Origin of the sequence: Bosea sp. PAMC 26642 (assembly GCF_001562255.1) — a bacterium.
Lineage (GTDB): Bacteria > Pseudomonadota > Alphaproteobacteria > Rhizobiales > Beijerinckiaceae > Allobosea.
In genome coordinates, this window is record NZ_CP014301.1 from 3,144,289 (window position 1) to 3,166,250 (window position 21,962).

The 21,962-nt window shown below is 63.6% G+C and carries 22 protein-coding genes; 12 read left to right on the forward strand and 10 right to left on the reverse strand.

Features of this window, described 5'->3' with window-relative positions; genetic code table 11:
* Positions 1-56 precede the first annotated feature (56 nt).
* Positions 57-206 carry a hypothetical protein gene (locus tag AXW83_RS27835; RefSeq protein WP_236841679.1) on the forward strand — a complete coding sequence of 50 codons (150 nt, stop codon included), beginning with the start codon at positions 57-59 and terminating at the stop codon, positions 204-206.
* Between the two features lie 634 nt (positions 207-840).
* Here AXW83_RS27835 and AXW83_RS15150 read toward each other — a convergent pair.
* The gene (locus tag AXW83_RS15150) at positions 841-1,272 is read right to left on the reverse strand and encodes a pyridoxamine 5'-phosphate oxidase family protein (protein WP_066614855.1); all 432 of its coding nucleotides are present in this window, start codon (positions 1,270-1,272) and stop codon (positions 841-843) included.
* A 665-nt stretch (positions 1,273-1,937) separates the two neighbouring features.
* Positions 1,938-2,852, reverse strand: a complete 915-nt coding sequence (locus AXW83_RS15155) for a LysR substrate-binding domain-containing protein (RefSeq protein ID WP_066614857.1) — start codon at positions 2,850-2,852, stop codon at positions 1,938-1,940.
* A 292-nt stretch (positions 2,853-3,144) separates the two neighbouring features.
* Between AXW83_RS15155 and AXW83_RS15160 the strand changes: the two genes are divergently transcribed.
* The 4 genes from AXW83_RS15160 (at position 3,145) to AXW83_RS15175 (ending at position 7,481) form a co-directional block, all read left to right on the forward strand.
* Positions 3,145-4,494 (forward strand): NAD(P)H-dependent oxidoreductase, encoded by a 1,350-nt coding sequence (locus AXW83_RS15160; RefSeq protein WP_066614859.1) that lies wholly within the window; start codon positions 3,145-3,147, stop codon positions 4,492-4,494.
* Between the two features lie 98 nt (positions 4,495-4,592).
* Positions 4,593-5,588: a TRAP transporter substrate-binding protein gene (locus tag AXW83_RS15165; RefSeq protein WP_066614861.1), complete on the forward strand. Its 996-nt coding sequence runs from the start codon at positions 4,593-4,595 to the stop codon at positions 5,586-5,588.
* 97 nt (positions 5,589-5,685) lie between these two features.
* Positions 5,686-6,186, forward strand: coding sequence for a TRAP transporter small permease (locus AXW83_RS15170; RefSeq protein ID WP_066614863.1), 501 nt, complete (start codon positions 5,686-5,688; stop codon positions 6,184-6,186).
* 2 nt (positions 6,187-6,188) lie between these two features.
* Positions 6,189-7,481, forward strand: coding sequence for a TRAP transporter large permease (locus AXW83_RS15175; RefSeq protein ID WP_066614865.1), 1,293 nt, complete (start codon positions 6,189-6,191; stop codon positions 7,479-7,481).
* Between the two features lie 229 nt (positions 7,482-7,710).
* On the opposite strand, the gene AXW83_RS15180 is transcribed toward AXW83_RS15175, so the two are convergent.
* From AXW83_RS15180 to AXW83_RS15185, 3 genes are all read right to left on the reverse strand, one after another.
* Complete coding sequence (locus AXW83_RS15180) at positions 7,711-8,160, reverse strand: BLUF domain-containing protein (protein WP_156640072.1); 450 nt, start codon at positions 8,158-8,160, stop codon at positions 7,711-7,713.
* Positions 8,161-8,345: 185 nt separating this feature from the next.
* Positions 8,346-8,693 carry a hypothetical protein gene (locus AXW83_RS27125; protein ID WP_156640074.1) on the reverse strand — a complete coding sequence of 116 codons (348 nt, stop codon included), beginning with the start codon at positions 8,691-8,693 and terminating at the stop codon, positions 8,346-8,348.
* 50 nt (positions 8,694-8,743) lie between these two features.
* On the reverse strand, positions 8,744-10,657 hold the full coding sequence (locus AXW83_RS15185) for a methyl-accepting chemotaxis protein (RefSeq protein ID WP_066614867.1): 1,914 nt from the start codon (positions 10,655-10,657) through the stop codon (positions 8,744-8,746).
* A 382-nt stretch (positions 10,658-11,039) separates the two neighbouring features.
* On the opposite strand from AXW83_RS15185, the gene AXW83_RS26595 reads away from it, so the two are divergent.
* From AXW83_RS26595 to AXW83_RS15200, 4 genes are all read left to right on the forward strand, one after another.
* Positions 11,040-11,894 carry a helix-turn-helix domain-containing protein gene (locus AXW83_RS26595; protein WP_082767154.1) on the forward strand — a complete coding sequence of 285 codons (855 nt, stop codon included), beginning with the start codon at positions 11,040-11,042 and terminating at the stop codon, positions 11,892-11,894.
* Between the two features lie 175 nt (positions 11,895-12,069).
* Complete coding sequence (locus AXW83_RS27130) at positions 12,070-12,219, forward strand: hypothetical protein (protein WP_156640076.1); 150 nt, start codon at positions 12,070-12,072, stop codon at positions 12,217-12,219.
* 214 nt (positions 12,220-12,433) lie between these two features.
* Positions 12,434-13,348 carry an ABC transporter substrate-binding protein gene (locus tag AXW83_RS15195; RefSeq protein WP_168166100.1) on the forward strand — a complete coding sequence of 305 codons (915 nt, stop codon included), beginning with the start codon at positions 12,434-12,436 and terminating at the stop codon, positions 13,346-13,348.
* On the forward strand, positions 13,345-14,724 hold the full coding sequence (locus AXW83_RS15200) for a dihydroorotase (RefSeq protein WP_066614873.1): 1,380 nt from the start codon (positions 13,345-13,347) through the stop codon (positions 14,722-14,724). Before AXW83_RS15195 ends, AXW83_RS15200 begins: the two co-directional genes overlap by 4 nt.
* Here AXW83_RS15200 and AXW83_RS15205 read toward each other — a convergent pair.
* Both AXW83_RS15205 and AXW83_RS15210 read right to left on the reverse strand, forming a co-directional pair.
* On the reverse strand, positions 14,721-15,836 hold the full coding sequence (locus AXW83_RS15205; protein WP_066614875.1) for a mandelate racemase/muconate lactonizing enzyme family protein: 1,116 nt from the start codon (positions 15,834-15,836) through the stop codon (positions 14,721-14,723). The genes AXW83_RS15200 and AXW83_RS15205 overlap by 4 nt on opposite strands.
* A 49-nt stretch (positions 15,837-15,885) precedes the next feature.
* Positions 15,886-16,647 (reverse strand): GntR family transcriptional regulator, encoded by a 762-nt coding sequence (locus AXW83_RS15210; RefSeq protein WP_066614877.1) that lies wholly within the window; start codon positions 16,645-16,647, stop codon positions 15,886-15,888.
* Positions 16,648-16,962: 315 nt separating this feature from the next.
* Between AXW83_RS15210 and AXW83_RS15215 the strand changes: the two genes are divergently transcribed.
* The 3 genes from AXW83_RS15215 to AXW83_RS15225 are packed head-to-tail and all read left to right on the forward strand — an operon-like array spanning position 16,963 to position 20,485.
* Complete coding sequence (locus tag AXW83_RS15215) at positions 16,963-17,859, forward strand: transporter substrate-binding domain-containing protein (RefSeq protein ID WP_066614879.1); 897 nt, start codon at positions 16,963-16,965, stop codon at positions 17,857-17,859.
* A gap of 41 nt (positions 17,860-17,900) precedes the next feature.
* On the forward strand, positions 17,901-19,427 hold the full coding sequence (locus AXW83_RS15220; RefSeq protein ID WP_066614881.1) for an amino acid ABC transporter permease/ATP-binding protein: 1,527 nt from the start codon (positions 17,901-17,903) through the stop codon (positions 19,425-19,427).
* A gap of 2 nt (positions 19,428-19,429) precedes the next feature.
* On the forward strand, positions 19,430-20,485 hold the full coding sequence (locus tag AXW83_RS15225; RefSeq protein WP_066614884.1) for an alpha-hydroxy acid oxidase: 1,056 nt from the start codon (positions 19,430-19,432) through the stop codon (positions 20,483-20,485).
* Between the two features lie 12 nt (positions 20,486-20,497).
* On the opposite strand, the gene AXW83_RS27135 is transcribed toward AXW83_RS15225, so the two are convergent.
* From AXW83_RS27135 to AXW83_RS15240, 3 genes are read right to left on the reverse strand one after another with little or no spacing between them, the layout of a single operon-like run.
* On the reverse strand, positions 20,498-21,025 hold the full coding sequence (locus tag AXW83_RS27135; protein WP_066614886.1) for an NAD(P)-dependent oxidoreductase: 528 nt from the start codon (positions 21,023-21,025) through the stop codon (positions 20,498-20,500).
* 42 nt (positions 21,026-21,067) lie between these two features.
* On the reverse strand, positions 21,068-21,490 hold the full coding sequence (locus tag AXW83_RS27140; protein WP_066614891.1) for a Rossmann-fold NAD(P)-binding domain-containing protein: 423 nt from the start codon (positions 21,488-21,490) through the stop codon (positions 21,068-21,070).
* Complete coding sequence (locus AXW83_RS15240) at positions 21,487-21,849, reverse strand: RidA family protein (protein ID WP_066614893.1); 363 nt, start codon at positions 21,847-21,849, stop codon at positions 21,487-21,489. The genes AXW83_RS27140 and AXW83_RS15240 overlap by 4 nt, the downstream gene beginning before the upstream one ends.
* Positions 21,850-21,962: the final 113 nt, after the last annotated feature.

Below are 21,962 nucleotides of genomic sequence, written 5' to 3' on the forward strand. Positions count from 1 at the left end.
GGTGAACGTTGCCGCGAGCGATATCCCTGTGTGAGCGGATGGCTTAGGCTTGTCGCATGGGACTCTTGACCTTCAGCATAAACGTCACCCTGGACGGCTGCGTCGATCATCGGGAGGGCATCGCCGACGACGAGACGCATGCGTTCTTCACTCGCCTCATGGATGAAGGCGGGCAATGCTTTGGGGCCGCGTTACCTATGAAATGATGGAGAGCTACTGGCCGGCCGTCGCTCGCGGCGACGTAGAGGCGCCGCCGGCGATCCGTGAGTGGGCGGTGAAGCTGGAGGCGAAGTCGAATTCGTGGTGTCTGCGACGCGCAAAGACTTCTCTTGGACCAACAGCCATCACGTCGCCGGCGACCTGCGGCTCGGTGTGCAGAGGCTCAAGGATGCGACCCGGCGGGCGTCCTGCTCGGGAGCGGCCAGCTCGCTACCGCGCGCTGGACCAGTTGGACCTGATCGACGAGTACAGGCTCCTCTTCCAGGATCGCGGGCCATGGCACGACGCTCTACGAGGGCGGGCTGCCCAGTACGCGACGGCTAGGACTGGTCTCGGCGAAGCCGCTCCGCAACGGCGCGGTCGCTATGCACTACCGGCGTGAACGCTGACCGTAAGCAGCCTCTGCGGCTCGGTTTAGGGAGCCGGTCATTCTCGTGGTGGAGAGCCTCGAGGCCGCCTCGCGTCACTAGCGGACCCTGGCTCGCCGCTAAAAGCGGACGTTCTAGATCGGTGTGAGCTGGCGATCGATTCCGACCTGCGGCCGTCAAAACGCATTCTTAGGATCGACCAGCATTCCGAGAGCCAAGAAGAGCGCTAGTACCTCATCGGGTTCGCCGCGTTCTAGAACATGACCTCGCCCTGGTCCTCGCCGTCCCAGTAATGGATGTGGCTCGCACGGACCTTCAGCATAATCATGCCCGGGGTCTCGATCCCGTCCGGAAACCAGCGCTCGAGATCATCGACCCAATGCGCCGCGAACTCTGCCTTGTCGCGAACGAGGCTCGCTTCGCCGCCGACGCTGATGAAGATGCCCGGTTTCCCGAGCAGGCTCTTGCCGGCCGAAAAGGTCAGGCCGACTTTCGGATCGCTTGCGATCTCACCGACGAAAGCCGCCGTCTCATAGGCAAAGAACCAGGAATCGCCGTCATATTCCACTTCGCCATTATTGCTCATCGGCCGGCTGGCCAACTCTCCCCCGGTCGTCTTCGTCGAAAGCATGCAGAAGTCGATGTCCTGCATCTTCTCGGAGATGTCCTTGAGGGTCATGGCCATGAGATCGCTCCTTAACGGCGTGTGGGTCAGATCATCAGCGAACGGCCCGCCTCTGCTTCTGTTCCGATCCATGGCAATTGGACGCACCGCGGCGATACGGAACCCGCCGCAGCGTGATCGAGCTAGGCTCATGGCGTGATCGGAACCATGGCTGTCGGGGCGCGGACGCCTGGTACAGAGTCATCGCAGGCCTTCTGCCAGTGAAAGCGCTGCGCCTGACGCGCGCCCTGACCGGCAATCGCGAGGCCACCAACGCGGCCGATACGGCCTTCGGGCCGCTATGGGAGCTGTTTGGCACACACGGCAGCAGCCTGAGGGGGATGTGCCTCATCGCCGATCATCTTGAGCTGAGCGCCGGGCGACCGCCCCTACCCATCCAGCCGCTGGATGTCAGCAGACAAGGCCGTCGCCGAAGCGCTAAAATTTCTTATTTGATAGTTAGTGAAGAACGGCGAAATGCGCCATAAGCTGACTCTGGCAGCCTGCTGCAGAGCAGACATCCAAACACAGATTGTACTGGCGCGGACAATTCCTGGCTCCGCTCAAACGCCCCGCAAGCAGTTGCAATGCCTTACCGACAAGGAGACGGTCGGCCGCTCGCCAGCCCTACCAAGATAGCGTCTCAACTAGTCCGCCTGAACGATACGCAATCCGATCCCGCGCCGTCATAGGACGTTCGCGCTGATCCGTAGGCGTTCAGGCGCCAGCATGCCAGTGATCCAGTCGACGAAGGCGATGATGTCGGAATTGGTGCGATCTTCCCGGCGATAGAGCAGGCGATGTGCTATCGCGGAAATCCCAAGCGCCCCGAACGGCATAACCAGCGTGCCGCGACGCAGATGGTCGTGCGCCTGCAAGGTCGATTCGAGCGCGAGACCAAGACCATCCGCAGCGACCGTGAGCGCGAGATGGGCGCGGTCGAACTGCAGGCCGCGCGGGTTGAGCGGCACCAGCGGCGCGTGCCGCGCCGACCACTGGTCCCATGGCACCACGCAGCGCAGTGAATGGATCAGCGGGACGCGGGCGATGTCGGCGGGGTTCGTCAGCCGGTGCTCGGCGATGAAGCCCGCGGACGCCATCGGCACGATCAACTCCTCGGCCAGCGGCACCGCCTCGCAGGATTCCGGCACCGGGCGCGCATACTGGATGTCGACGAGGATACCGTCCTGGCCAAGCCGCGCCGGCTCATGGCTGGCGTAGAGCGCGATGTCGATCGCCGGGTGCTCGCGCAGAAACTGCCCGAGCCGCGGCACCAGCCACAATGTCGCAAAGCTCGGCGAGCAGTGGATCGGCAGGCGGCGCACGCCGGCGCCCGATGCGACGCGGCTGGTCGCGGTCACGAGCCTGGCAAAACTCTCCCCGATGGAGGCGCTGTAGGTCAGCGCTTCCTCGGTCGGCACGACGCTGCGCTTGACGCGCAGGAAGAGCTGGCGGCCCAGCATGCCTTCCAGCGCTCGCATCTGGTGGCTGATCGCCGACGGCGTCAGGCTCAGGAGCTTGGCCGCACCGGCAAAGCTGCCGGCCTCCATCACGGCCCGGAAGGTCGAGAGCCACTGCAGAGGCGGCAATCCACCGATCATCAGCGAATGCAGCTCATCGATACCGGCATCCTTATTCGTTATTGCTCGCTTATTCCGCCATGCTAGCACTCGTCAATGAGGAATGCAGCTCACCAAAAGAAGCTGCTGACGACAGGGAGAAGACGTCGCCCGCGACAGGCGGGAGGCGGAGATCGGCGGACGACGTCACGTCCGCCCGTCAGTCGCGACCGGCCGCCCATGGCGGCTCGGCACGCTTTTCCCGTTCGTCGGTTTCTCGCTCGATGAGGCTGGCCGATCCCCGATCGGCCCAGGGCGGAAGGCTTGAGACGACATGAACCTGCATCGCATGCTGCTCGAACGGAAGGCTGCCGGGAAGCCGGTCACGGTCGCCATCATCGGCGCCGGAAAGTTCGGAACGATGTTCCTCTCGCAGGCCCGCAATACCGACGGCATGCATATCGTCGGTGTTGCGGATCTCAACACCAATCGAGCCCGGTCCCAGCTCAAGCTCGCCTGCTGGTCCGACGCGCAGTACGCGGCCGCCACGATCGACGACGCGCTCAAGAACGGCGCTACGCTCATCACCGACAATGCCGACAGCCTGATCACGCATCCCGCCGTGGAGGTGATCATCGAGGCGACCGGCGATCCCGGCGCCGGCATCGCCTTCGCGCTCAAGGCGATCGAGCACGGCAAGCACATCATCATGGTCAATGTCGAGGCCGACGCGGTCGCCGGCCCGATCCTGGCGCGAAAGGCGAAGGCCGCCGGCGTCGTCTATTCGCTGGCCTGGGGCGACCAGCCGGCCCTGATCGCCGACCATGTCGACTGGGCTCGCGCGGCGGGCTTCAAGGTCGTCAGCGCCGGCAAGGGCACGCGCTACCACCCGACCTACCACCAGTCGACGCCCGATACGGTCTGGGACATCCTCGACAAATACATGAAGATCAAGGATCGCAATTCGATCAATCCCAAGATGTTCAATTCCTTCGTCGACGGCACGAAGTCTGGCATCGAGATGACGGCGGTTTGCAACGCGACGGGCCTGCACTCGCAGGCCGAGGGGCTCTCGTTCCCGCCGGCGACGCGCTTCGAGCATGCCGAGATCTGCAAGCCCAAGGCCGATGGCGGCGTGCTCGAACGGGCGGGCGTCACCGAGGTGACCTCCTCGGTCTATCGCGACGGCACGGACGTGCCGCATTCGCTGGTAATGGGCACCTATGTCGTGTTCGAGAGCGACAGCGCCTATAGCGAGGAGTGCTTCCGCGAATACAGCATGCTGCCCGACAAGAGCGGCAAGTATTCCTGCCTCTACCGGCCGATCCACATGATCGGGCTCGAGCTCGGCATCTCGGTCGCGTCGGCTGCCCTGCGCAAGGAAGCGACCGGCGCTCCCATCATGTTCAACTCCGACGTCGTCGCCACCGCCAAGCGTGCGCTCAAGGCCGGAGAGATGCTCGACGGCGAAGGCGGGTTCTGCGTCTGGGGCAAGCAGACCCCGGCTACGGCCTCGCTCGACCAGGGCTATCTGCCGCTTGGCCTGGCCCATAACGTCAAGCTCAAGACCGACATCGCCGAGGGCCAGCGCCTGAAATGGAGCGATGTCGCCTACGACCCGGCCAATACCGCCGTGAAGGTCCGGCGTGAAATGGAGGCAGCCTTCGCACGCCCCAATACCTAGGCGGCGTGAGCGATTCCGTGACGGGGCGCGCATCTGCGCCCCGTCACGACACCCCAGAGCCCGATAACGGGCCGAACGACAACAGAGGAGGAAACACCATGACCACCAAGGGACGATTCTTTCCGACACGCCGCGCGGCACTGCGCGGGCTTGCCGCAGGCGCTTCGCTGATCGCCATGCCGGGCGTGCTCAGGGCCCAGAAGATCAGCTGGATCGGCGCCAACGCCGCCTCGCAGCAGGATTTCATCGGCGTCAGCCTCGACTTCTTCGGCAAGCGCCTGGGCGAGCTCAGCAAGGGCCAGATCGATGTCGCCAGCCATCATGGCGGCGCGCTCGGCGGCGAGCGCGAGCATGTCGAGGCCGTCCTGCAGGGCGCGATCCAGATCGCGACACCGGGCCAGGGCGTCGTCGCCGGCTGGTATCGCCCGGCCGAGGTCTGGACCCACCCCTATCTGTTCAAGGATGTCGCCCACAAGGATCGCGTCTGGGACACGATGCGGGCCGAATACCAGGAGGACATCGCCAAGGCCGGCAAGCTCAGGCCGCTGGGGGCGATCCCGCGCATGCCGCGCATGCTCTCCTGCAACCGGGTCGTGAAGGTCCCGGCCGACATGATGGGGCTGAAGATCCGCGTGCCGGAAACGGCGCTGTGGCGCCGCACCTTCGAGCTCTTCGGGGCCTCGCCGACACCCCTGCCCTTCCCCGAGGTCTTCCAGGCGCTGAAGTCGAGCGTGATCGACGGCCAGGAGAACCCGATGGGCCTGACCTTCAACTCCGGCATCTTCGACGCCAACACGCATCTCTCGCTGACCGAGCACATGATGCAGGACAACTGCATCCTGATGGGCGACCAAGCCTATCAGAAGCTGACGCCGGAGCTGCGCAAGGCCGTCGACCAGGCGGCGCGCGACATGGAGGCCGAGATGCGGCCGAAGGTGATCGCCGACGATGTCCGCATCCTGGAGCTGATCAAGGCCAAGAAGATCGTGATCTCCGAGGTCGACAAGGCGGCCTTCACCGCAACGGTGAAGAACCTGACCACCGAGTTCCCTGCCGGCAAGAAATGGGCCGACCGCATCGGCCAGATCGCCTGACCAGAGCCCGATGCCGCCTGCGCGCCGCCTCGGCTTCTTGCCGGGGCAGCGCGCGAGCGCGTCGCGACGCCCACCCGGCAAGACAGCGGAGCTCTCCATGAAGGCGCTCATCGGCAGGCTATCGGACATCGTCACCGAGACCGCCAAATTCGCGCTCGGCCTCTGCGTCGCGGCGATCGTGTTGATCACGCTGGCGGCGGTGTGGTGGCGCTATGTCGTCAACGCGCCGATCGCGTGGATCGAGCAGGTCTCGAACATCCTGTTCATCTGGATCACCTTCATCGGCGCCGCGGTGCTCTACCGCCAGAAGCTGCATATCGGCGTCGACATGTTCATCGGCATGCTGAAGGGCCGCGCCCAGGAGGTGATGTTCTGGCTGATCGAGATCTCCAACCTGATCTTCATCACGGTGCTGTTCATCTACAGCGTGAAGCTCTCGATCGACGTCCTGCCCAACACCTATGGCGCGCTCGATATCACTCCGGCCTGGTTCTACGTCTCCGCGCCGGTCTCCTGCGCGATGATGATGCTCTATTTCGTCGAGAAGATCGTCGATCCCTCGAAAAGGCAGCCTGTCGGCGTCGCGGGGGAATTCTGACGATGAGCACGATCCTGATCGGCAGCTTCTTCCTGCTGCTGGCGCTCTCTGTCCCGATCGCGTTCGCGATGGGGCTGGCCACCATCGCCGCGATCATGGCGCATGGCTCGCTGCCGATGTCGATCCTGGCGCAGCGCACGCTCGTCGGCGCCGATTCCTATGCGCTGCTGGCGATTCCGTTCTTCATCCTGGCCGGCAACCTGATGAATGGCGGCGGCATCACCCACCAGATCATCAATCTCGCCAATGCCATGGTCGGCCGGTTCCGCGGCGGGCTGGCGCTGACCTCGGTGACGGCGGCGATGATCTTCTCAGGGCTCTCGGGATCGGCTGCGGCCGACGCCTCGGCGCTCGGCAAGGTCCTGATCCCGGCGATGAAGAAGCAGGGCTATGGCGGCGGCTTCGCCGCCGCGCTGATGGCTTCGGCCTGCGTCAACGGGCCGATCATCCCGCCCTCGATCCCGCTCGTCATCTACGGGCTGTCGGCGGGCAAGGGCGTCTCGATCATCGCCTTGTTCCTCGGCGGCATCGTGCCGGGCGTGCTGCTGGCACTCTCGCTGATGGTCGCGGCCTACTGGATTTCCGTGAAGCGCAACTATCCCGTCTCGGAATCGGTGCCGGTTCGCCAGATTCCCCGCCTGATCCTCCCGGCGAGCTGGGCTTTGATGATGCCGGTGATCATCCTGATCGGCGTCACCGGCGGCGTCGTCACGGTCACCGAGAGCGCGACCATCGCCGTGGTCTATGCCGCTTTCATCGGCTTCTTCGTCTACAAGGAACTCAGCATCAAGACGATCTGGCCGATCCTGGTCCAGACAGCGCTCGATACGGCGCTGGTGATGTTCATCATCGCCCTGTCGTCGGGCTTCGGCTGGCTTCTGGCGGTCTCGGGCACGCCGCGCGCCATTGCGAGCTGGATCGCCTCGGTCTCCTCGGATCCGACGATCATCCTGATGATGATCAACGTCTTCCTGCTGATCATCGGCATCTTCATGGAGCCGCTGCCGGCGATGTTCATCCTGATCCCGGTGCTGGTGCCGGTGGTGCAGGCGGTGGGCATCGACCTCGTCCATTTCGGGCTGGTGATGGTGTTCAACCTCTGCCTGGGGCTGATCACGCCCCCCGTGGGCATCCTGCTCTACATCTGCGCCAACTTCGCCAATGTGACGCTCGAGGAGGAGAGCCGGGAACTGGGTCCGTTCCTCGGCGCCGGTTTCATCGTGCTGGTGATCATTTCGCTGTTTCCGGCGACGGTGCTCTGGCTGCCGAGGTTACTTGTAGATTACGGCCGGTAGGTCCCGTCGCGGAGCAAACAGGCGATCGGGCGGCGGCGCGAGCCCAAGACCCTGTCAGGCAATGCCGAACGATAACGCGGCGTAGTCAGGGGCGATGAGATTACCCACAAACAGCTGCAGAGGGGCTCGAGGGGCGCGCCGCGCCAGCTCCCGACCTTGGGGGCTTGCCGAAAACCAGACGTTCATCGTTGGGCCGGTCGAGGTTCACGACGGCGCTCAAGCAACCAAATCAGGCGCTCGCCCGAGCCTTGGTCTCGGCGTGGAATTCCAGAAGGTCCTGAGCCAGCGCGACAACGGTGTCGGCCTTCAGCCTGGACGGCACGATCGTCTTTCCAATGCCATAGCGCATGAAGATCTCGTCCTGGTCGAGCGTGCGCACGGCGCCGGCCATCGTCCAGTTCGGGAAAAGCCGGGCCGGCACCTCTCGGGCGCCCATGACAACGACGTCGCGATGGCGGGGGTCGGCCTCGATGCGCCGGAACGTCGAGTAGACCTGCGCCTTTTCGCCCTCGAGGATCTGGAGGAAGCAAGTCCGGTCAAAGATCAGGTATCCGGTGATACCGTCGTTCTTGTTGTTCGCCTGCGATACCGTAACGATGCTGCGCAGCGCGTCCAATGGACTCATGGATGCGGAGGCGATCGTATTGCGGGAATAATAGACCAATTGGTAGGCGCTCACGTCGGCTCCAATAGCTGCGTACGAAATCCCCAATATCTCCCTTCGGTCGCGAGCCTTAATTTTTCCTTGAGAGGCGTTTCGGAAACTTAACTAGGCCGTGCGACATCTTGCTTCGGGCGGTCGCCCTTAGCCAATCTCGCGCGATTGTCGTGGAGCGCGAGACGAAGCAACTCCCGTGATAAACGCTAAATGAGCCTGGCCGCCGGCAGGCAAATCGGCATCACCAATCTCAAGAGGTTTTCTCGCAGTTCAGGATCTGATTGAAACTCTATCAACCGCCAGATCTGCGCACCGACCTCTTGAGTGAGCTGAACGAGCTCTTCTATGGAGCTGTTCGGAACCCGTTCAGCAAAGCCGAGCTTTGTTAGTTCATCAGCGCACCGCCGGACAGGATGCGAGGGATCCCGCCTGGCGGATGAAAGAATGACGCCCGCCAACATTGCAGAGGCCAGACGAACCAGTAGAGAAAAGGCGTCGCCATGAGGCATATTCGCTAACCCGCCAGAAATTTCGGGCAGGAGTTCGCTTCTCAACACAAAGTTGCTCCTCAAGGCGAGATGTCATCGATTAAGGCGGGTTCTTGTCAGAACTCATCCCATCCGGATGCTCCGCGCGAGTTGACAACCTTTCTCGACGGCTGACCCGTTCCGCGCTGCTGTGTTTTGGCCGCTGTTGGTTTCGAGAACGCGGCCTCGACCTGCTTACGAAGGCGATGGGGAGCTTGCGATGCCGACCCATCGGACGCCTCGGTGCGGTATCCCGCGACGAGGAGATTCAGCTGGGCGATACGGTCTGCCAAAGCGTTGGCAGATGCGGCACTTTCCTCCGCCAGAGCTGCGTTCGACTGGGTCATCTCGTCTAGATGCGCAACCGTCTGGCTCATCTCGTCGATGCCATTCGCCTGCTCGCTGCTCGCGGCTGAAATATCTGCGATGGTCGAGGCTACTTTTTGCGACGTCTCGAGAATAATCGTCAGAGCGTCTCCCGCCTTGCGCACCAGCTTGACGCCGTCGCTGACTTCGACATTTGAGGACGAAATGAGAGCCGAGATATCTTTTGCAGCCTCACCTGACCGCTGAGCTAGCGTACGCACCTCGCTTGCCACCACAGCAAACCCCTTGCCTGCGTCACCTGCGCGAGCGGCTTCCACCGCCGCGTTGAGCGCAAGCAGGTTCGTCTGGAATGCAATGTCATCAATGACCCGCGTGATGGCCTGGATCTTTTGCGAGGCATCCTCGATCCGCGCCATTGCTCTGACAGCCTCCATGGCGATGTCGCCGCCGGACTGCGCCGCATTCGTCGCCGCCTCGGCGAGCGTCGCGGCGTTACGAGCGTTCATCGCTGAGGCCTTGACGCTCGCAGCAAGTTCTTCGGTCGTTGCAGCCGTTTCCTCCAGGCTGGAGGCTTGCTCCTCGGTCCGCTTCGACAGGTCATCAGCGCCGGCAGTGATTTCTCGGGCTGCAGTATCGATCCCATCTGCGGCGACAGCGACCTCTCCCACGATGCTCGACAAGGTTCCGATCAGCTCATTGACGCCACCGCAAAGCGCTTGGTTGGCGACGTTGAGATTCGCCAACGAGATCCGCCGCGTCAGGTCGCGGTCTTTCGCAGCCTCGACAACCGTCGCGACCTGTTCGATCGCAAACGTCATCTGGTCTTCGTTCTCTTTCCCAGCCGTTATGTCCGTGGCGTACTTCACGACCTTCCACGGACTGCCGAGAGCGTCGAGTATAGGATTGTAGCTCGCCTGGATCCAGACAGCCTTGCCGCCTTTACCGATGCGACGATAACGCCCTTCGTCGAATTCTCCCCGGCGTAGCTTTTCCCAGAGTTGTGCATAGGCCGGCGACGCACGATCGTCGTCGCTGACGAAGATGCGATGATGCTGGCCTTCGATCTCGCCTGCCGAGTAACCAGTCAACGCCAGAAAATTGGTGTTCGCATGTAGAATTTTGCCATTCAGGTCAAATTCGATCACGGCCTGGGACTTGTTGATCGCCGCCAGCTGACCTTCCAGATTGGCGATCTTGGTCTTGTTCGCGGTGATGTCCGTGGCGAACTTGATCACTTTGGTCACGCGCCCAGACGAGTCCACGATGGGCATGTAAATGGCCTGCAGCCAAAGACGCCGACCCCCTTTGCCAATGCGCAGGAACTCGGCCTGTTTAGAGTTCCCGGCCGCCAATTCGGACCAGAACGTATTGTAAGCGGTACCATTTCGTTCGCCCGGATCGACGAACATCGAATGGTGCTGACCTTTGATTTCACTGAGCTTGTAACCGATGCAACCGAGGAACATCTCGTTGGCCGAAATAATCTTCCCTGACGGCTCAAACTCGATGACGGCCTGAGTCCGTCTTATGGCCTCGGCCTCGGCGGTGTGCACGCCAAAATTGATGAAGTTCCGGATCGACATCTCGTGCTTTCCCGTTTCGGCAACATGCATCTCGAAGGCGCCAACCCGCGAGAGGCGCCTGCAAGCCGCAATTTCTGTCATCACACAGCTGATCTCGTTTGGGAGATCAACCGCTTACTGCCGATTCATATGTACAACGGGTTAACTTAGAATGAACATGCGCGAATTTGCAGATAAACGTTCGGAGCTGTCGGAAATGCGCCACTGAGTGCAAGCAGCAAATAGAAAGTATAACAATATTAAACTTAGGCCCATCAAGTATGATGAAAATTATAGTCCCAAATGGGACTATAATTAGTGTATATTACTGAAAATAAAACGATAATACGGTATTATAGCACGTCTTTCGCTAGGTAAGGCGTAGCGCAATTTATGTCAACTTTCCGGCAGAAATTGTTTAAGTTGTCAATGTACGAAGAATCCTCCACTCTGGATCACCGATCGGAAGGGAGCGCGCTTCTATTTGCAGACCCGCACTCTCATTGACCTCACCTTGGAGAGCGCGCGCCGCGTGTCCCGCGTGTCCGTGCCATCCGCCGCCCTGACAGCCGACTATGTGGAGGCGCAGGACCCGGCGGATTATGAATTTGCCGTCAAGGGTGACGCGCATTACCTGGCCCTTCACGGCCTTATATTTGAAGATGGCTTGATGCAGGTGGATGGCGATCGATCTTATAGATCGCAAGATCTCCGTAATACTCTTACGTTCCTGCCGGCTGGAACGCCTGCTCGCGGCTGGTGCAAACCTGCTAAAGGCGATCAATCTTTTACCGCTTTATATCTTGATACTAAAGCAATTCCCCAATCGCTTCAAATTGACCATTTTCTTAAAAATCCGATCGTTTATTTTCGGTCCGAACAACTTGGTCAGACCTTTGGAAAAATCGCCAACGCGATACGCCAGTCACCACCATTTCTCGAATTCGTAATCGACATGCTCGGGCACGTCGCCCTCTTGGAGCTTGCCGCGTACCAATCGGCGAATGTGACGAGAATTAACGAGCGCCAGCTTCATCCAGATGACATCCGGCGCTTGCGCCAGTTTCTGCGGGACAATATCGCGCGCGATATACGCTTGGACGAAATGGCATCCGTCGTCGGCCTGAGCAAGTTCCATTTTACGCGCTGCTTTCGCGCGGCAACTGGACGGACACCCTATCGGTCACTGCTGGAATTCCGGAGCGAGGTGGCCATAGCAGAACTCAAGGCCGGACGCTCTCCTCAAGACGCAGCGATTGCAGCGGGGTTTGAAGGAGTGCCCCAAATGTCTCGAACGATACGCGCCATTTTAGGCGTCTCAATTCGGAAACTGCGTTAGCTTTTTGATTCCGGGGCACTAATCCGCGTGTTGGCAAGCTGGGCAGGGCAGAATCGGTCACCCGGATTAATCTTGGTTGAAGTGCCCGTGACCAGACGTTCCCAAGTTCCGCAATGGGCCATTCCCGATCCATCTTAGACGTCGGCCGCGTGTCCGAATTCCAAAGCATGCCGTCATGGGGAAAGTCGCCGACCTGCGTCAGAGCGCCGCTCTGTGGGTCAAGCCGCATCAGCTTGAGCGATTAGAAAAAGGTCTGGCGCGGATCGCGGAGGGCAAATCGCTGCGCTCCAAATTAGTCGTCACGACCATCGTCCAACCGGGCTGACGGCAAGCCCTCCGGGGACTGACACCCGCCTGAGCCCGCGAGGCGAGTGCGTGACGGGGTCATCCGTCCGCCGCCTTGCCGGCATCGAGGCAGACGCTAACCAAGGCTTTCGCGCGGGGCCTCGTTCCACTTACCCTACAAATCTCGCCTTGCAAAAATGTATTCCGATTGCCCTAAAATAGAATACAATTATACAATTGATATGGAGACGGCGATGCAGTCCCTGCGTTTGAACATTGGCGACGCCAGCGAGGCGCGCGTCTACTACCTGCCTCACTATCTCGCCGCACGCGCGGGATATTTCAGCCGTGAGGACATCGCCGTCGCCTTCGTCGAATCGCAGACCGGCGGGCATACCGCGATGGGCGGGCAGATCGGGCCGGTGGTTGATGGTTTCGCGGATGCCTGCGTCGGCGGACCGATGGTGACGATGAAGCTGCTGGAAGACGGGGTGGACGGCATCGTTAGCTTCTGCGGCCTCGTGCGGGCCAATCCATGGGTCGTGGCGGCCGCGGCCCCCGTGGCCGGCGGCTTTTCCGGCCTTGCCGGCAAGACGGTGATCGATTCGGGCAACGTCATCACCGCGACGTTGTGCCTGCGCGAAGCCCTGCGTGTCGCCGGGCTCGAATCGGCGGTCGCGATCGAGGCCGGAAGCGGGTGCCTCGACGACGATATCGCGAGGGCCGAAGGTGATCCCTCGATCGTGATCCACCATTCGCTGCACGCGCTCGGCCCCGATAGGGCGGCCGGCCGCCTGACGATCGTCGATCCGATGGCAAAGATCACGCCGGCCGTGCCGTGGAGCGCCTATATCGCGCGCAGCGACCGGTTGGCGGCCGAGCCCGATCTGTTCCGGCGGTTTCGCGACGGCATCGCCGCCGCGCTGCGTGATATCGCGACGCTGCCGGCCGAGCGCATCGCGGATCTCGTCGGCGACGATTATCCCGGCTATGAGATCGGGGCGCTCACTGATGTCATCGATGCCTATCGAAGCTGGGGCTGCTTTTCCCCAACGCCGCAGATCGCCCGGGCGGACATGATCGCCTTTGCCGACATCATGCAGCGGGCCGGCTGGCTCGGCACCAAGCCTTCCCCCGACACCTTGCTGGCAGCGGAGATCGCGGCATGAGCGACTTCGATGTCCTGATCGAGAACGCCCGGATCGTCACCGAGACGGCGAGCTTCACCGGCTTCATCGGCATTCGCGACGGCCGGACCGCGGCGCTCGGCCATGGCGCTGCCGCGGGCTCGGCGACGGAGCGCATCGATGCCGGCGGCCTGGTCGCGCTGCCTGGCGCGATCGACGTCCATGTCCATTTCACCGGCTCGCAAGACGATTCGGCGGAAGAATTGCGGAATGGCAGCCTCGGCGCCGCAGCCGGCGGAGTCACGACCTTCCTGGAAATGCCGCATTCCGCGCCGCCCGCGACGACACTGGCGGCCTTCCTTGCCAAGCGCGATCTCATCGCCCGCAACAGCGTCGTCGACTTCGGGTTGTGGGCCGGCCTCGACGGCACCAATGACGGGGAATTCGTCGCCCTGCGCGAAGCCGGCGCGCTCGGCTTCAAAGCCTTCCTGTGCAGCGGTTCGGCCAGCGGCGAGGCGCCCGACCATCGCGGCCTGCCAATGCTGGACGATGACGGTCTGGCCCGAGCGATGAGGCTGCTGGGCCCGCTGCGCGCGGTCATCGGCATCCATGCGGAAAACCAGGCGATGCTTCATGGCGCCATCGCGCGGCTCAAGGCCGCGGGACGTCACGATGTCCGAGCCCATGCGCAGGCCGGGCCGGAGCTGGCTGAGGTCGAGGCCGTGGCCCGCGTGATCGCTCTCGCCCGCGAGCTAAATGCGCCCTGCCATATCGTCCATCTGAGCTCGGCGCGAGCCGCAGCCCTGATCGCGCAGGCGCGAGGCTCGGTCGATGTCACCGCCGAGACCTGTCCGCATTATCTCATCCTCGACGAGGAAGACTTGGTGCGGATCGGCGCCGACGCCCGCTGCGGTCCGCCGCTGCGGCCGCGCGCCAATGTCGATGCGCTGAACCGCTTCGTCGTCGAGGGCGCGCTCGACATACTGGCCTCCGACCACTGCCCCTATCTTCCCGAGCAGAAGCGCGCGGGCGATGCATCGATCTGGGAAGCCGGAATGGGGCTGACCGGCATCGAGACCTTGGTGCCGATGAGCTTCAGCCATCTCGTCGCCGAGCGGGGAATGTCCCTGGTCGATTTCGCCAGGCTCATCGCGACGGCGCCGGCCCGGCGCTTCGGGCTCTATCCACGAAAAGGCGCGATTGCTCCGGGCTTCGACGCCGACGTCTGCCTGTTCGACCCGGCCGAGCGCTGGACCGTGCATGGCCGCGACCTGCATGGCCAGGCGAAATGGACGGCCTTCGAGGGCATGGCCTGCACAGGCCGGCCCGTCAGGACCCTGGTCCGCGGCCAGACGGTCTGGAACCGGGGGCGGGTAGCGGCCTTCCCAGGCTATGGTCGATACCAGGCGCCGGTCTAAGCCCTGACGAGGAAGCGCTCGATCACATCCATGTCCGGCTCGACACCGAGGCCGGGCTCCGTCGGCAGATGCGCATAGCCGTCGGCGATGCGAACGGGATTGCGTGCCAGCTTGCTCGAGATCTCGCCGGGCTCGACGCAATATTCCATGACGAGCGCGTTCTTGATCGCGCAGAGGAAATGGAGCGAGGCGGCGGTGTTGATGTCCGTCGAGAAATTGTGGTTGCAGACCTTGCGGCCGCGCGAGGCGGCATAGTCGGCAATGCGGATCGCCTGGGTAAAACCGCAGCGGGTCAGATCGATCTGCACGATATCGATCCCGCCTTCATCGATCAGGCGCTCGAACCCGGTCACCGAGCTCTCCTCCTCGCCCGCCGCGATATGCTGGCTGCAGGCGGCCGAGACACGCCCGTAACCCTTGTAGTCGTCGGGGTGCAGCGGCTCCTCGATCCAGAACAGCCGATAGGGCTCGAACAGCTGTGCGCGCCGGATGCAGGTCTTGGCATCCCAGACCATCCCGATATCGAGCATGAAGTCGTTGTCGTCGCCGATAGCCGCACGGATCGCCTCGACATAGGCGAGATCCATCCGCTCGTCCTGCCCGAACGGCTCCCAGCCGAATTTGACACCGGTATGGCCGGTATCGATCGCCGCCTTGGCGCGCGCCACCGTGTCCTCGACGGTGAACTGGAACATGTTCGAGGAATAGACGCGCATCCGGTCGCGCATCGCGCCCCCGAGCAATTGCACGATGGGCTGACCCAGCGCCTTGCCCTTGATGTCCCACAGCGCGATGTCGATGCCGGCCATCGCCTGAGACACCGCACCGCCGCGACCGTAGAAGATCGTCGCGCGGTACATCTTCTCCCAGAGGCGTGTCGTCTCCAGCGGGTTCTCGCCGATGAGGACCTGCCGCAAGCCCGTGACCAACGTGCTGGAATAGGGGGCCTCGATGATCGCCTTGACGACCGAGGGGCAACCATCCACTTCGCCCCAGCCGACGATGCCGGCATCGGTGGTGATCCGGACGATCAGCGCGTCCTGCGACGAATCCGAGCGCTCCTCGATGACGGGCAGCTTGAGGTAGAACGCTTCGACGTCGACGATCTTCATGGCGGGGCCTTTCGATGAGGAAATGGGAGGCCGCAGCGGCCTGGATCGTTCAGGCGGAGGGCCGGCTCTGCCGCGCCTGCCTGCGCTCCGCGATGACCTTGTCGAAATCGACCTCGTGCGGCTGGACGAGAATGTGCTGGCGCACGGCCTCCTCGATCGCCGCGAGGTTGCCGGACCGGAACACGCTGAGCAGCAGGAGATGCTCTTCGACGATGGTCCCGACCGGCTTGCCGAGCGTCGACAGTCCGAAGACGATCGTGAGCTGGCGCGCCAGCGTCTCCCACTGGGCCGAGAGGATGGGGTTCTCCGCCAGCGAGCAGAGCGTCCGGTGGAAATTGGTGTCGGCCTTGGCGAAGCCGTAGACATCGCCGCGCTCTCCCGCTGCGCGCAGTTCGTCGACGGCCCGTTGCAGCCGGGCAGCTCCTTGCGCGTCGTTGCACCCGGCCTCGATCGCCCGTCGGCACGCCAGGCTTTCGAGCGCGGCGCGAACGTCGAGGATCTGGTTGAGCTTCTCGTGGCTGACGGACATCAGGCGAATGCCGCGATAGGGCTCGCTCGTGACGATGCCCTGGCTTTCGAGGGTGCGCAGAGCCTCGCGGACCGGCACCCGGCTCATACCGAGCATGTTGCAGAGATCCTTCTCGACGAGGCGGTCCCCGGGGAGAAGCACGCCACGCACGGCCGCGGCCAGAATGACCTCGCAGGCATGGTCTGCCAGCGTCTTCGGGCGCGGCGCCTCCCAGGTGCCGACTTCGAACGAGAACTCGTCGGGGGCGAGGCCTGCAGCATCTTTCATCATCGGGTTCGACATGCCTGCCTTTTGTCTCTTCGCGTACGCGTCGCCGCGCACAGATCCGCGTCGGCGAAGCGCCGGTTCCTGGCCTCGTCGCACCCGGCTAGCGCGCCGCGGCATCGTCGCGTCGGCCTGCTGGGCGATTCGTCGTCGCCCTGCTGCCTCGAACCTAATCATGGCGCGAATTTCAGCAGGCGCTTCATTGACAGCTGTAAGATTATATACAATCTTACAATGCGTCAAGGGAATAGCGGTCGCTTCGATCGATCCCCTGAATGTTTGCAGGCGACGGAAGCACCTGTCGCCGAACCGACCCCGCCGAGGAGATCAGCGATGCCGTCCCCCTCCCGTCTCGTTCCATTCACACTGCTGATGAGTCTTGGAATCGGCAACGCCCATTCGCAGAACGTGCCAACGGACAGCCCCGTCATGCCGGATGCGAAAGCCTTCGCCGCCATGCCGGAATGCAAGGCGCTGCAGGCGAAATATCCCTCGCTCGTCGGCAAGAAGCTGACGATCGGGCTCGGTGGCTACAATATGGGCTTCCAGTCGCCCAGCGCTGCCGATCCGGCCAAGCTCGAAGGGCTGGACCCCGACACCTTCGATCGTCTGGGCGCCTGCCTCGGCTTCACCTACGAGTTCCAGCTCGGCGCCTTCAACGTGCTGGTGACCTCGGTCATGGGCGGGCGCTACGACATCGGCCCGTCGATCTACGTCACCGATCAGCGGATCGCGCAGGTCGCCTTCATCTCGTCCTACCAGGTCATCAACGGTTCGGTCGTGCTTAAGGGCAACCCCAAAAAGCTCACCGGGCTCGACTCCCTCTGTGGCGTAACCATCGCCGCAGCGGCCGGCACCTATGAAGCCAATAATGTTGCGCCCGAGCAGAGCGCGAAATGCGAGGCGGACGGCAAGCCCAAGGTCGAGGTCCTGCTGGTGCAGAACACCGACAACGCGATCCTGGCGGTTCAGAGTGGCCGGGCCGACATCCACATGACGGCCAAACCGGTGGCGCGCAATTTGGCCAGGCTCGATCCGAAGCTGGAGGAGGCCTTCACGGTCGATCTGCCTATCCGCAACGGTTACCCCATCGCCAAGGACAACGCCCTGATGCGGTCTGCGATCCTCGATGCCTTCAAGGTGCTCCAGTCGAGCGGCGCCCATGAGAAGCTGCTCGAGAAATGGGGCCAGGGCGCCAAGGCCCAGCGGCCCGTGGAAAATATGGGCTGACCGGTAACGGACCTGACAGGACGAGAGGGCTGGCCCGACCGATGGAGCCGTTTCTTCAGTATCTGACGCTGCCCTTCCTCTGGCAGGGCGCGCTCGTCGCGATCCAGCTGATGGTCGGCGCGCTGACGGGCGGGCTGCTCATCGGCTTCTTTCTGTCGCTGGCCAGCCTCTCGCCGCACTGGTTCATCCGCCTCCCGGTCCAGACCTATATCTACATCCTGCGCGGCACGCCGGTGCTCCTGCAGCTCATCCTGCTCTATAACGTGTTGCCGCAATTCGGCCTGCGGCTGTCGCCCTTCGCCAGCGCGCTGCTGGCGCTGATGATCAACGAGACGGCCTATTGCGCCGAGATCATGCGCGGCGGCATCACGTCGGTGGATCGCAACCAGCGTTTCGCAGCGCAGGCCTTCGGCTTCTCGCGGCGTGACGAGATGCTCCACGTCGTCATCCCGCAGGCTTTGCGTGCCATCCTGCCGACGCTGGGCAACGAGGCGGTGGGCCTGCTGAAATCGACCGCGCTCGCCTCGGTGGTCGGCGTCAATGAGTTGACGATGCGCAGCCAGACCATCGTCTCGCAGAACTTCCTGTTCATCCCGGTGCTCGCTGCCTCGGGCGGCATCTATATCCTGATGTCGGCGGGGCTGGCGTGCGTGCAGTGGTGGCTGGAGAGCCGGTTCGGGCTGGAATTCCGCGCCCGGCGGGCCAAGCGCCGCATGCTGCGCGAGCCGAAGCCGCGCCCCTTCGACCTGTTCGCCTCCCTGCGGGTCGGCAAGAGCGAAAGCGCGCTGCCGGTGCTGGATGTCGCGGGCCTCGAAGTGGCCTATGGCGCCAAGCCGGTGCTCAAGGACCTGTCGCTCACCGTGCCGCGCGGCCAGGTCGTCGCCCTGCTCGGCCGGTCCGGTTCCGGCAAGAGCACCTTGCTGAAGTCGATCGTCGCGCTCAGCCCCGTCAAAAATGGGTCGATCACCGTCAGCGGCCACAGGATCGGCACCGATCCCAGGGGGCATGCCCTCTCCGCCCGTGCCCTGCCGGCCAACAGGGCTGCATCCCGCGTCGGCATCGTGTTCCAGCATTTCGCGCTGTTCGACCATATGTCGGCGCTGGAGAATGTGATGAGCATCCCGACCATCGTGCAGGGCGAAAGCCGTGCGCTTGCCCGCGACAAGGCCTACGCCGCCCTGCAGACGGTCGGCCTCGGCGGATTTGCCGATCGCCTGCCCCATGAATTGTCCGGCGGCCAGCAGCAACGCGTGGCGATCGCGCGCGCTTTGGCAGGCCAGCCGCACCTCCTGCTCTTCGACGAGCCGACCTCCGCGCTGGATCCCGAGCTGGTGCGCGAAGTGAACGCCACCATCCGCCAACTGGCCCGCAGCGGCATGACGATGGTCATCAGCACCCATGACATCGACTTCGCCGCGAAGGTGGCGGACCATATTGTCTTCCTGCAGGATGGCGCCCTGATCGAGCAGGGGCCGCCCTCGATCATCGTCGATCCGCAGACGCCTGCCTTCCAGGCCTATCTGCGCCAGGAACGCCAGCAGGACGAGTTCGAGCTGCCGGAGGCGTGACGATGCCCTTGCCGTTTGCCGACGAGACGAGGGCCGCATTGGGCGAGGCCGTCTACGCCTATCTGGTCGGCCGCGCCCGCGATGCGCAGCCCGGCGAGGAGGATGCCAACGAACGGGCGTTTCGCCGCTACCGGCTGCTGCCGCGGGTGATGACCGGGTCCGGCGCGCCCGACCTCTCCGTCGTCCTCTTCGGAAAAGCCTATGGCGCGCCCATCGTCGCGGGGGCCTATGCCGGAGACACGGTGTTCAGCGAAGGCGGCATCGCGGCCCTGGCGCCGGTGCTGAACGCCCTGCGCCTGCCGCTACTGGTATCGGAGGAGGCCGTCACGCCGCTGAAGGCCCTGACCGGGGTCCACGACCTGTGCTGGCTGCAACTGCGCGCCGCCGGGCCCCTGCAGCGGGTTCTCGATCTGGCCTCCAGCAGCGCGGAAGCGGGCATCGCGGCGCTCGTCCTGACCGTGCTGGCGCCTGTCCATCCGAGGCCGGGGCTCTATCCCGGCGGCTTCAGCATCGGCGAGGAGCTGATGAGGCGGGAGCTGTCCACGATCGGATCGGCCGGCGCCGGCATCGCCGCGCTGCCGGCCTTCCCGCAATGGGGCTGGAGCGATATCGCCGCCGTCGCGATGCTGTGCCGCGAACGCGGCCTGCCGCTGATCCTGAAGGGCATCCTGCATCCAGAGGATGCCGTGCGGGCGCGCGATGCCGGGGCCGCGGCGGTCGTGGTCTCGAATATCGGGCTGCGGCAATCTTCGCGCTGGGTTACAGGTCTCGATCAGATGCCCGCGATCAGGGACGCGCTGCAGGGCGGCCTGCCGCTGCTGCTGGACGGTGGCGTGCGCAGCGGGACCGACGTGCTCGTCGCCTGCATGGCAGGTGCGTCGCTGGCGGTTGTCACCCGGCCGCTAGTGGCCGCGCTGGCGAGCGGGGGCGCGCCTCGCGCCCGGGATCTGCTGCTGCGATGGGTCGACGAACTGGCGGCCATGCTGGCTTGGATGGGGTCTGCCTCGCTCGACGGCATCAGTGCCGATCAGCTGGTCCCAGTGACGGAAGCCGGGTAAAGCCGGCCGCCCTCAATAGCCCAGGGCGGGATCGACGACGTTGCGCAGCGGCGTCCCTTCGACATAGCGCCGGACATTGTCGGCGAAGATGGACAGGCAGGCGTCGCGATAGGCGACATGGTCGTCCAGGCTGCAATGCGGCGTGATGATCGTCCGCGGCGCGGTCCAGAACCGGCTGTCTGAGGGCAGCGGCTCGAACGGAAAGACATCGAGGACGGCGCCTCCGAGATGCCCGCTGTGGAGAGCCTCGAGCAGGGCGTCGCAGTCGAAGACGTTGGCCCGGCCGACGCTGACGATCCCGGCGCCCGCCGGCAGCATCGCGAGGCGCGGGCGGCTGACCAGCCCGGCGGTCGCCGCGGTCAGTGGCAGACTCGACACCAGATAATCGGTTTCCGACAGGACCGTATCGAGGCTCGCGACGGGAACGCAGCGATTCAATGGCGCATCGCTCATGCCGCTGCGCGTGACGCCGGTCACCGACAGGCCAAAGCCTTGCAGACGGCGCGCGGCGGCTGTCCCGATCGCTCCGACACCGAGCATTGTCACTCGCTTGCCGGCGATCGGCGGGCCGAAGCTGGGCTTCTAGAGGCGCACGGCCTTGTCGTCGGCGAAACGGGGAATGTCGAAATTCAGCATCAGAAGCGCAGCGAGGATGAATTCCGCACCCTTGGCACCGTGCACGCCCGAAGCATTGCACAAGGTCACGCCGGCTGGCAGGGTCTTCAGATAGGCTTCGACCCCTGCCGAGATCGTCTGCACGAGCTTTAGTTTCGGCGCAAGCGTGGCGCTCTTCGAAAAATCGAGCTTCGTGGTGGTGAACAGCACCTCGGCATCGCTCGCATTGCCGGGGAGAGGGCCCGCCCCCTCGGCGACGGTCAAGGGCCAGTCCGCCGCCTCGGCAAGGCCGGCGGCCGCAAGGGCCCCGCGTATCTGCGTTTCGGAGACGCGCAGGCCCGCTTCGAGACTGCAATCATCTTGGATGTGGATGTGGAGGGTTCGCGTCACCGATGCTGGGACCCGGGCCGCACCGCGACCGCTTCGATCTCGAACAGCAGCGAAGGCGGCGTCAGGATGACGCCGACCGTCGAACGCGCCGGATAGGGCGCAAGGAAAAACTTGCGGTAGACGGCGTTGACGTCCGGGAAGGCATCGAGATCGACGAGGAATATCGTGGTCTTGACGACGTCCGCCATCGTCAATCCGGCGGCTTCAACGAGGGAACGAAGGTTGGCGAGAGCTTGCCGCGCCTGTTCCACGGCCGTTGTCCCGACGACCTGCCCTGTCTGCGGCACGATCCCGACCTGACCGGAGATATAAAGATGGTCGCCGCCCCAGCGTGCCGGCGAAAGCGGCGCAGGTCCCATGGGGTTTGGCCCGTCGCCTAAACCGGGATAAGTCACGATCTGTAACATGGATTGTATTTTATTATACAATCCATGGGGAGGATCAAGAGGCCTCGTGGAGCTTTTTTCGATTC

Excerpts from the sequence above, each read along its gene's own strand:
- AXW83_RS27130 (WP_156640076.1), top strand. The coding sequence starts at position 12,070 with ATGGGGAAAGTCGCCGACCTGCGTCAGAGCGCCGCTCTGTGGGTCAAG.
- AXW83_RS15170 (WP_066614863.1), top strand. The coding sequence starts at position 5,686 with ATGAAGGCGCTCATCGGCAGGCTATCGGACATCGTCACCGAGACCGCC.
- AXW83_RS15240 (WP_066614893.1), bottom strand. The coding sequence starts at position 21,849 with ATGGGACCTGCGCCGCTTTCGCCGGCACGCTGGGGCGGCGACCATCTT.
- AXW83_RS15155 (WP_066614857.1), bottom strand. The coding sequence starts at position 2,852 with ATGATCGGTGGATTGCCGCCTCTGCAGTGGCTCTCGACCTTCCGGGCC.
- AXW83_RS27835 (WP_236841679.1), top strand. The coding sequence starts at position 57 with ATGGGACTCTTGACCTTCAGCATAAACGTCACCCTGGACGGCTGCGTC.
- AXW83_RS15195 (WP_168166100.1), top strand. The coding sequence starts at position 12,434 with ATGCAGTCCCTGCGTTTGAACATTGGCGACGCCAGCGAGGCGCGCGTC.
- AXW83_RS27135 (WP_066614886.1), bottom strand. The coding sequence starts at position 21,025 with ATGCTCGGTGTCGGAGCGATCGGGACAGCCGCCGCGCGCCGTCTGCAA.
- AXW83_RS15215 (WP_066614879.1), top strand. The coding sequence starts at position 16,963 with ATGCCGTCCCCCTCCCGTCTCGTTCCATTCACACTGCTGATGAGTCTT.
- AXW83_RS15160 (WP_066614859.1), top strand. The coding sequence starts at position 3,145 with ATGAACCTGCATCGCATGCTGCTCGAACGGAAGGCTGCCGGGAAGCCG.
- AXW83_RS15185 (WP_066614867.1), bottom strand. The coding sequence starts at position 10,657 with ATGACAGAAATTGCGGCTTGCAGGCGCCTCTCGCGGGTTGGCGCCTTC.
- AXW83_RS15200 (WP_066614873.1), top strand. The coding sequence starts at position 13,345 with ATGAGCGACTTCGATGTCCTGATCGAGAACGCCCGGATCGTCACCGAG.
- AXW83_RS15220 (WP_066614881.1), top strand. The coding sequence starts at position 17,901 with ATGGAGCCGTTTCTTCAGTATCTGACGCTGCCCTTCCTCTGGCAGGGC.
- AXW83_RS15175 (WP_066614865.1), top strand. The coding sequence starts at position 6,189 with ATGAGCACGATCCTGATCGGCAGCTTCTTCCTGCTGCTGGCGCTCTCT.
- AXW83_RS15210 (WP_066614877.1), bottom strand. The coding sequence starts at position 16,647 with ATGTCGAACCCGATGATGAAAGATGCTGCAGGCCTCGCCCCCGACGAG.
- AXW83_RS15165 (WP_066614861.1), top strand. The coding sequence starts at position 4,593 with ATGACCACCAAGGGACGATTCTTTCCGACACGCCGCGCGGCACTGCGC.
- AXW83_RS15150 (WP_066614855.1), bottom strand. The coding sequence starts at position 1,272 with ATGGCCATGACCCTCAAGGACATCTCCGAGAAGATGCAGGACATCGAC.
- AXW83_RS15205 (WP_066614875.1), bottom strand. The coding sequence starts at position 15,836 with ATGAAGATCGTCGACGTCGAAGCGTTCTACCTCAAGCTGCCCGTCATC.
- AXW83_RS15225 (WP_066614884.1), top strand. The coding sequence starts at position 19,430 with ATGCCCTTGCCGTTTGCCGACGAGACGAGGGCCGCATTGGGCGAGGCC.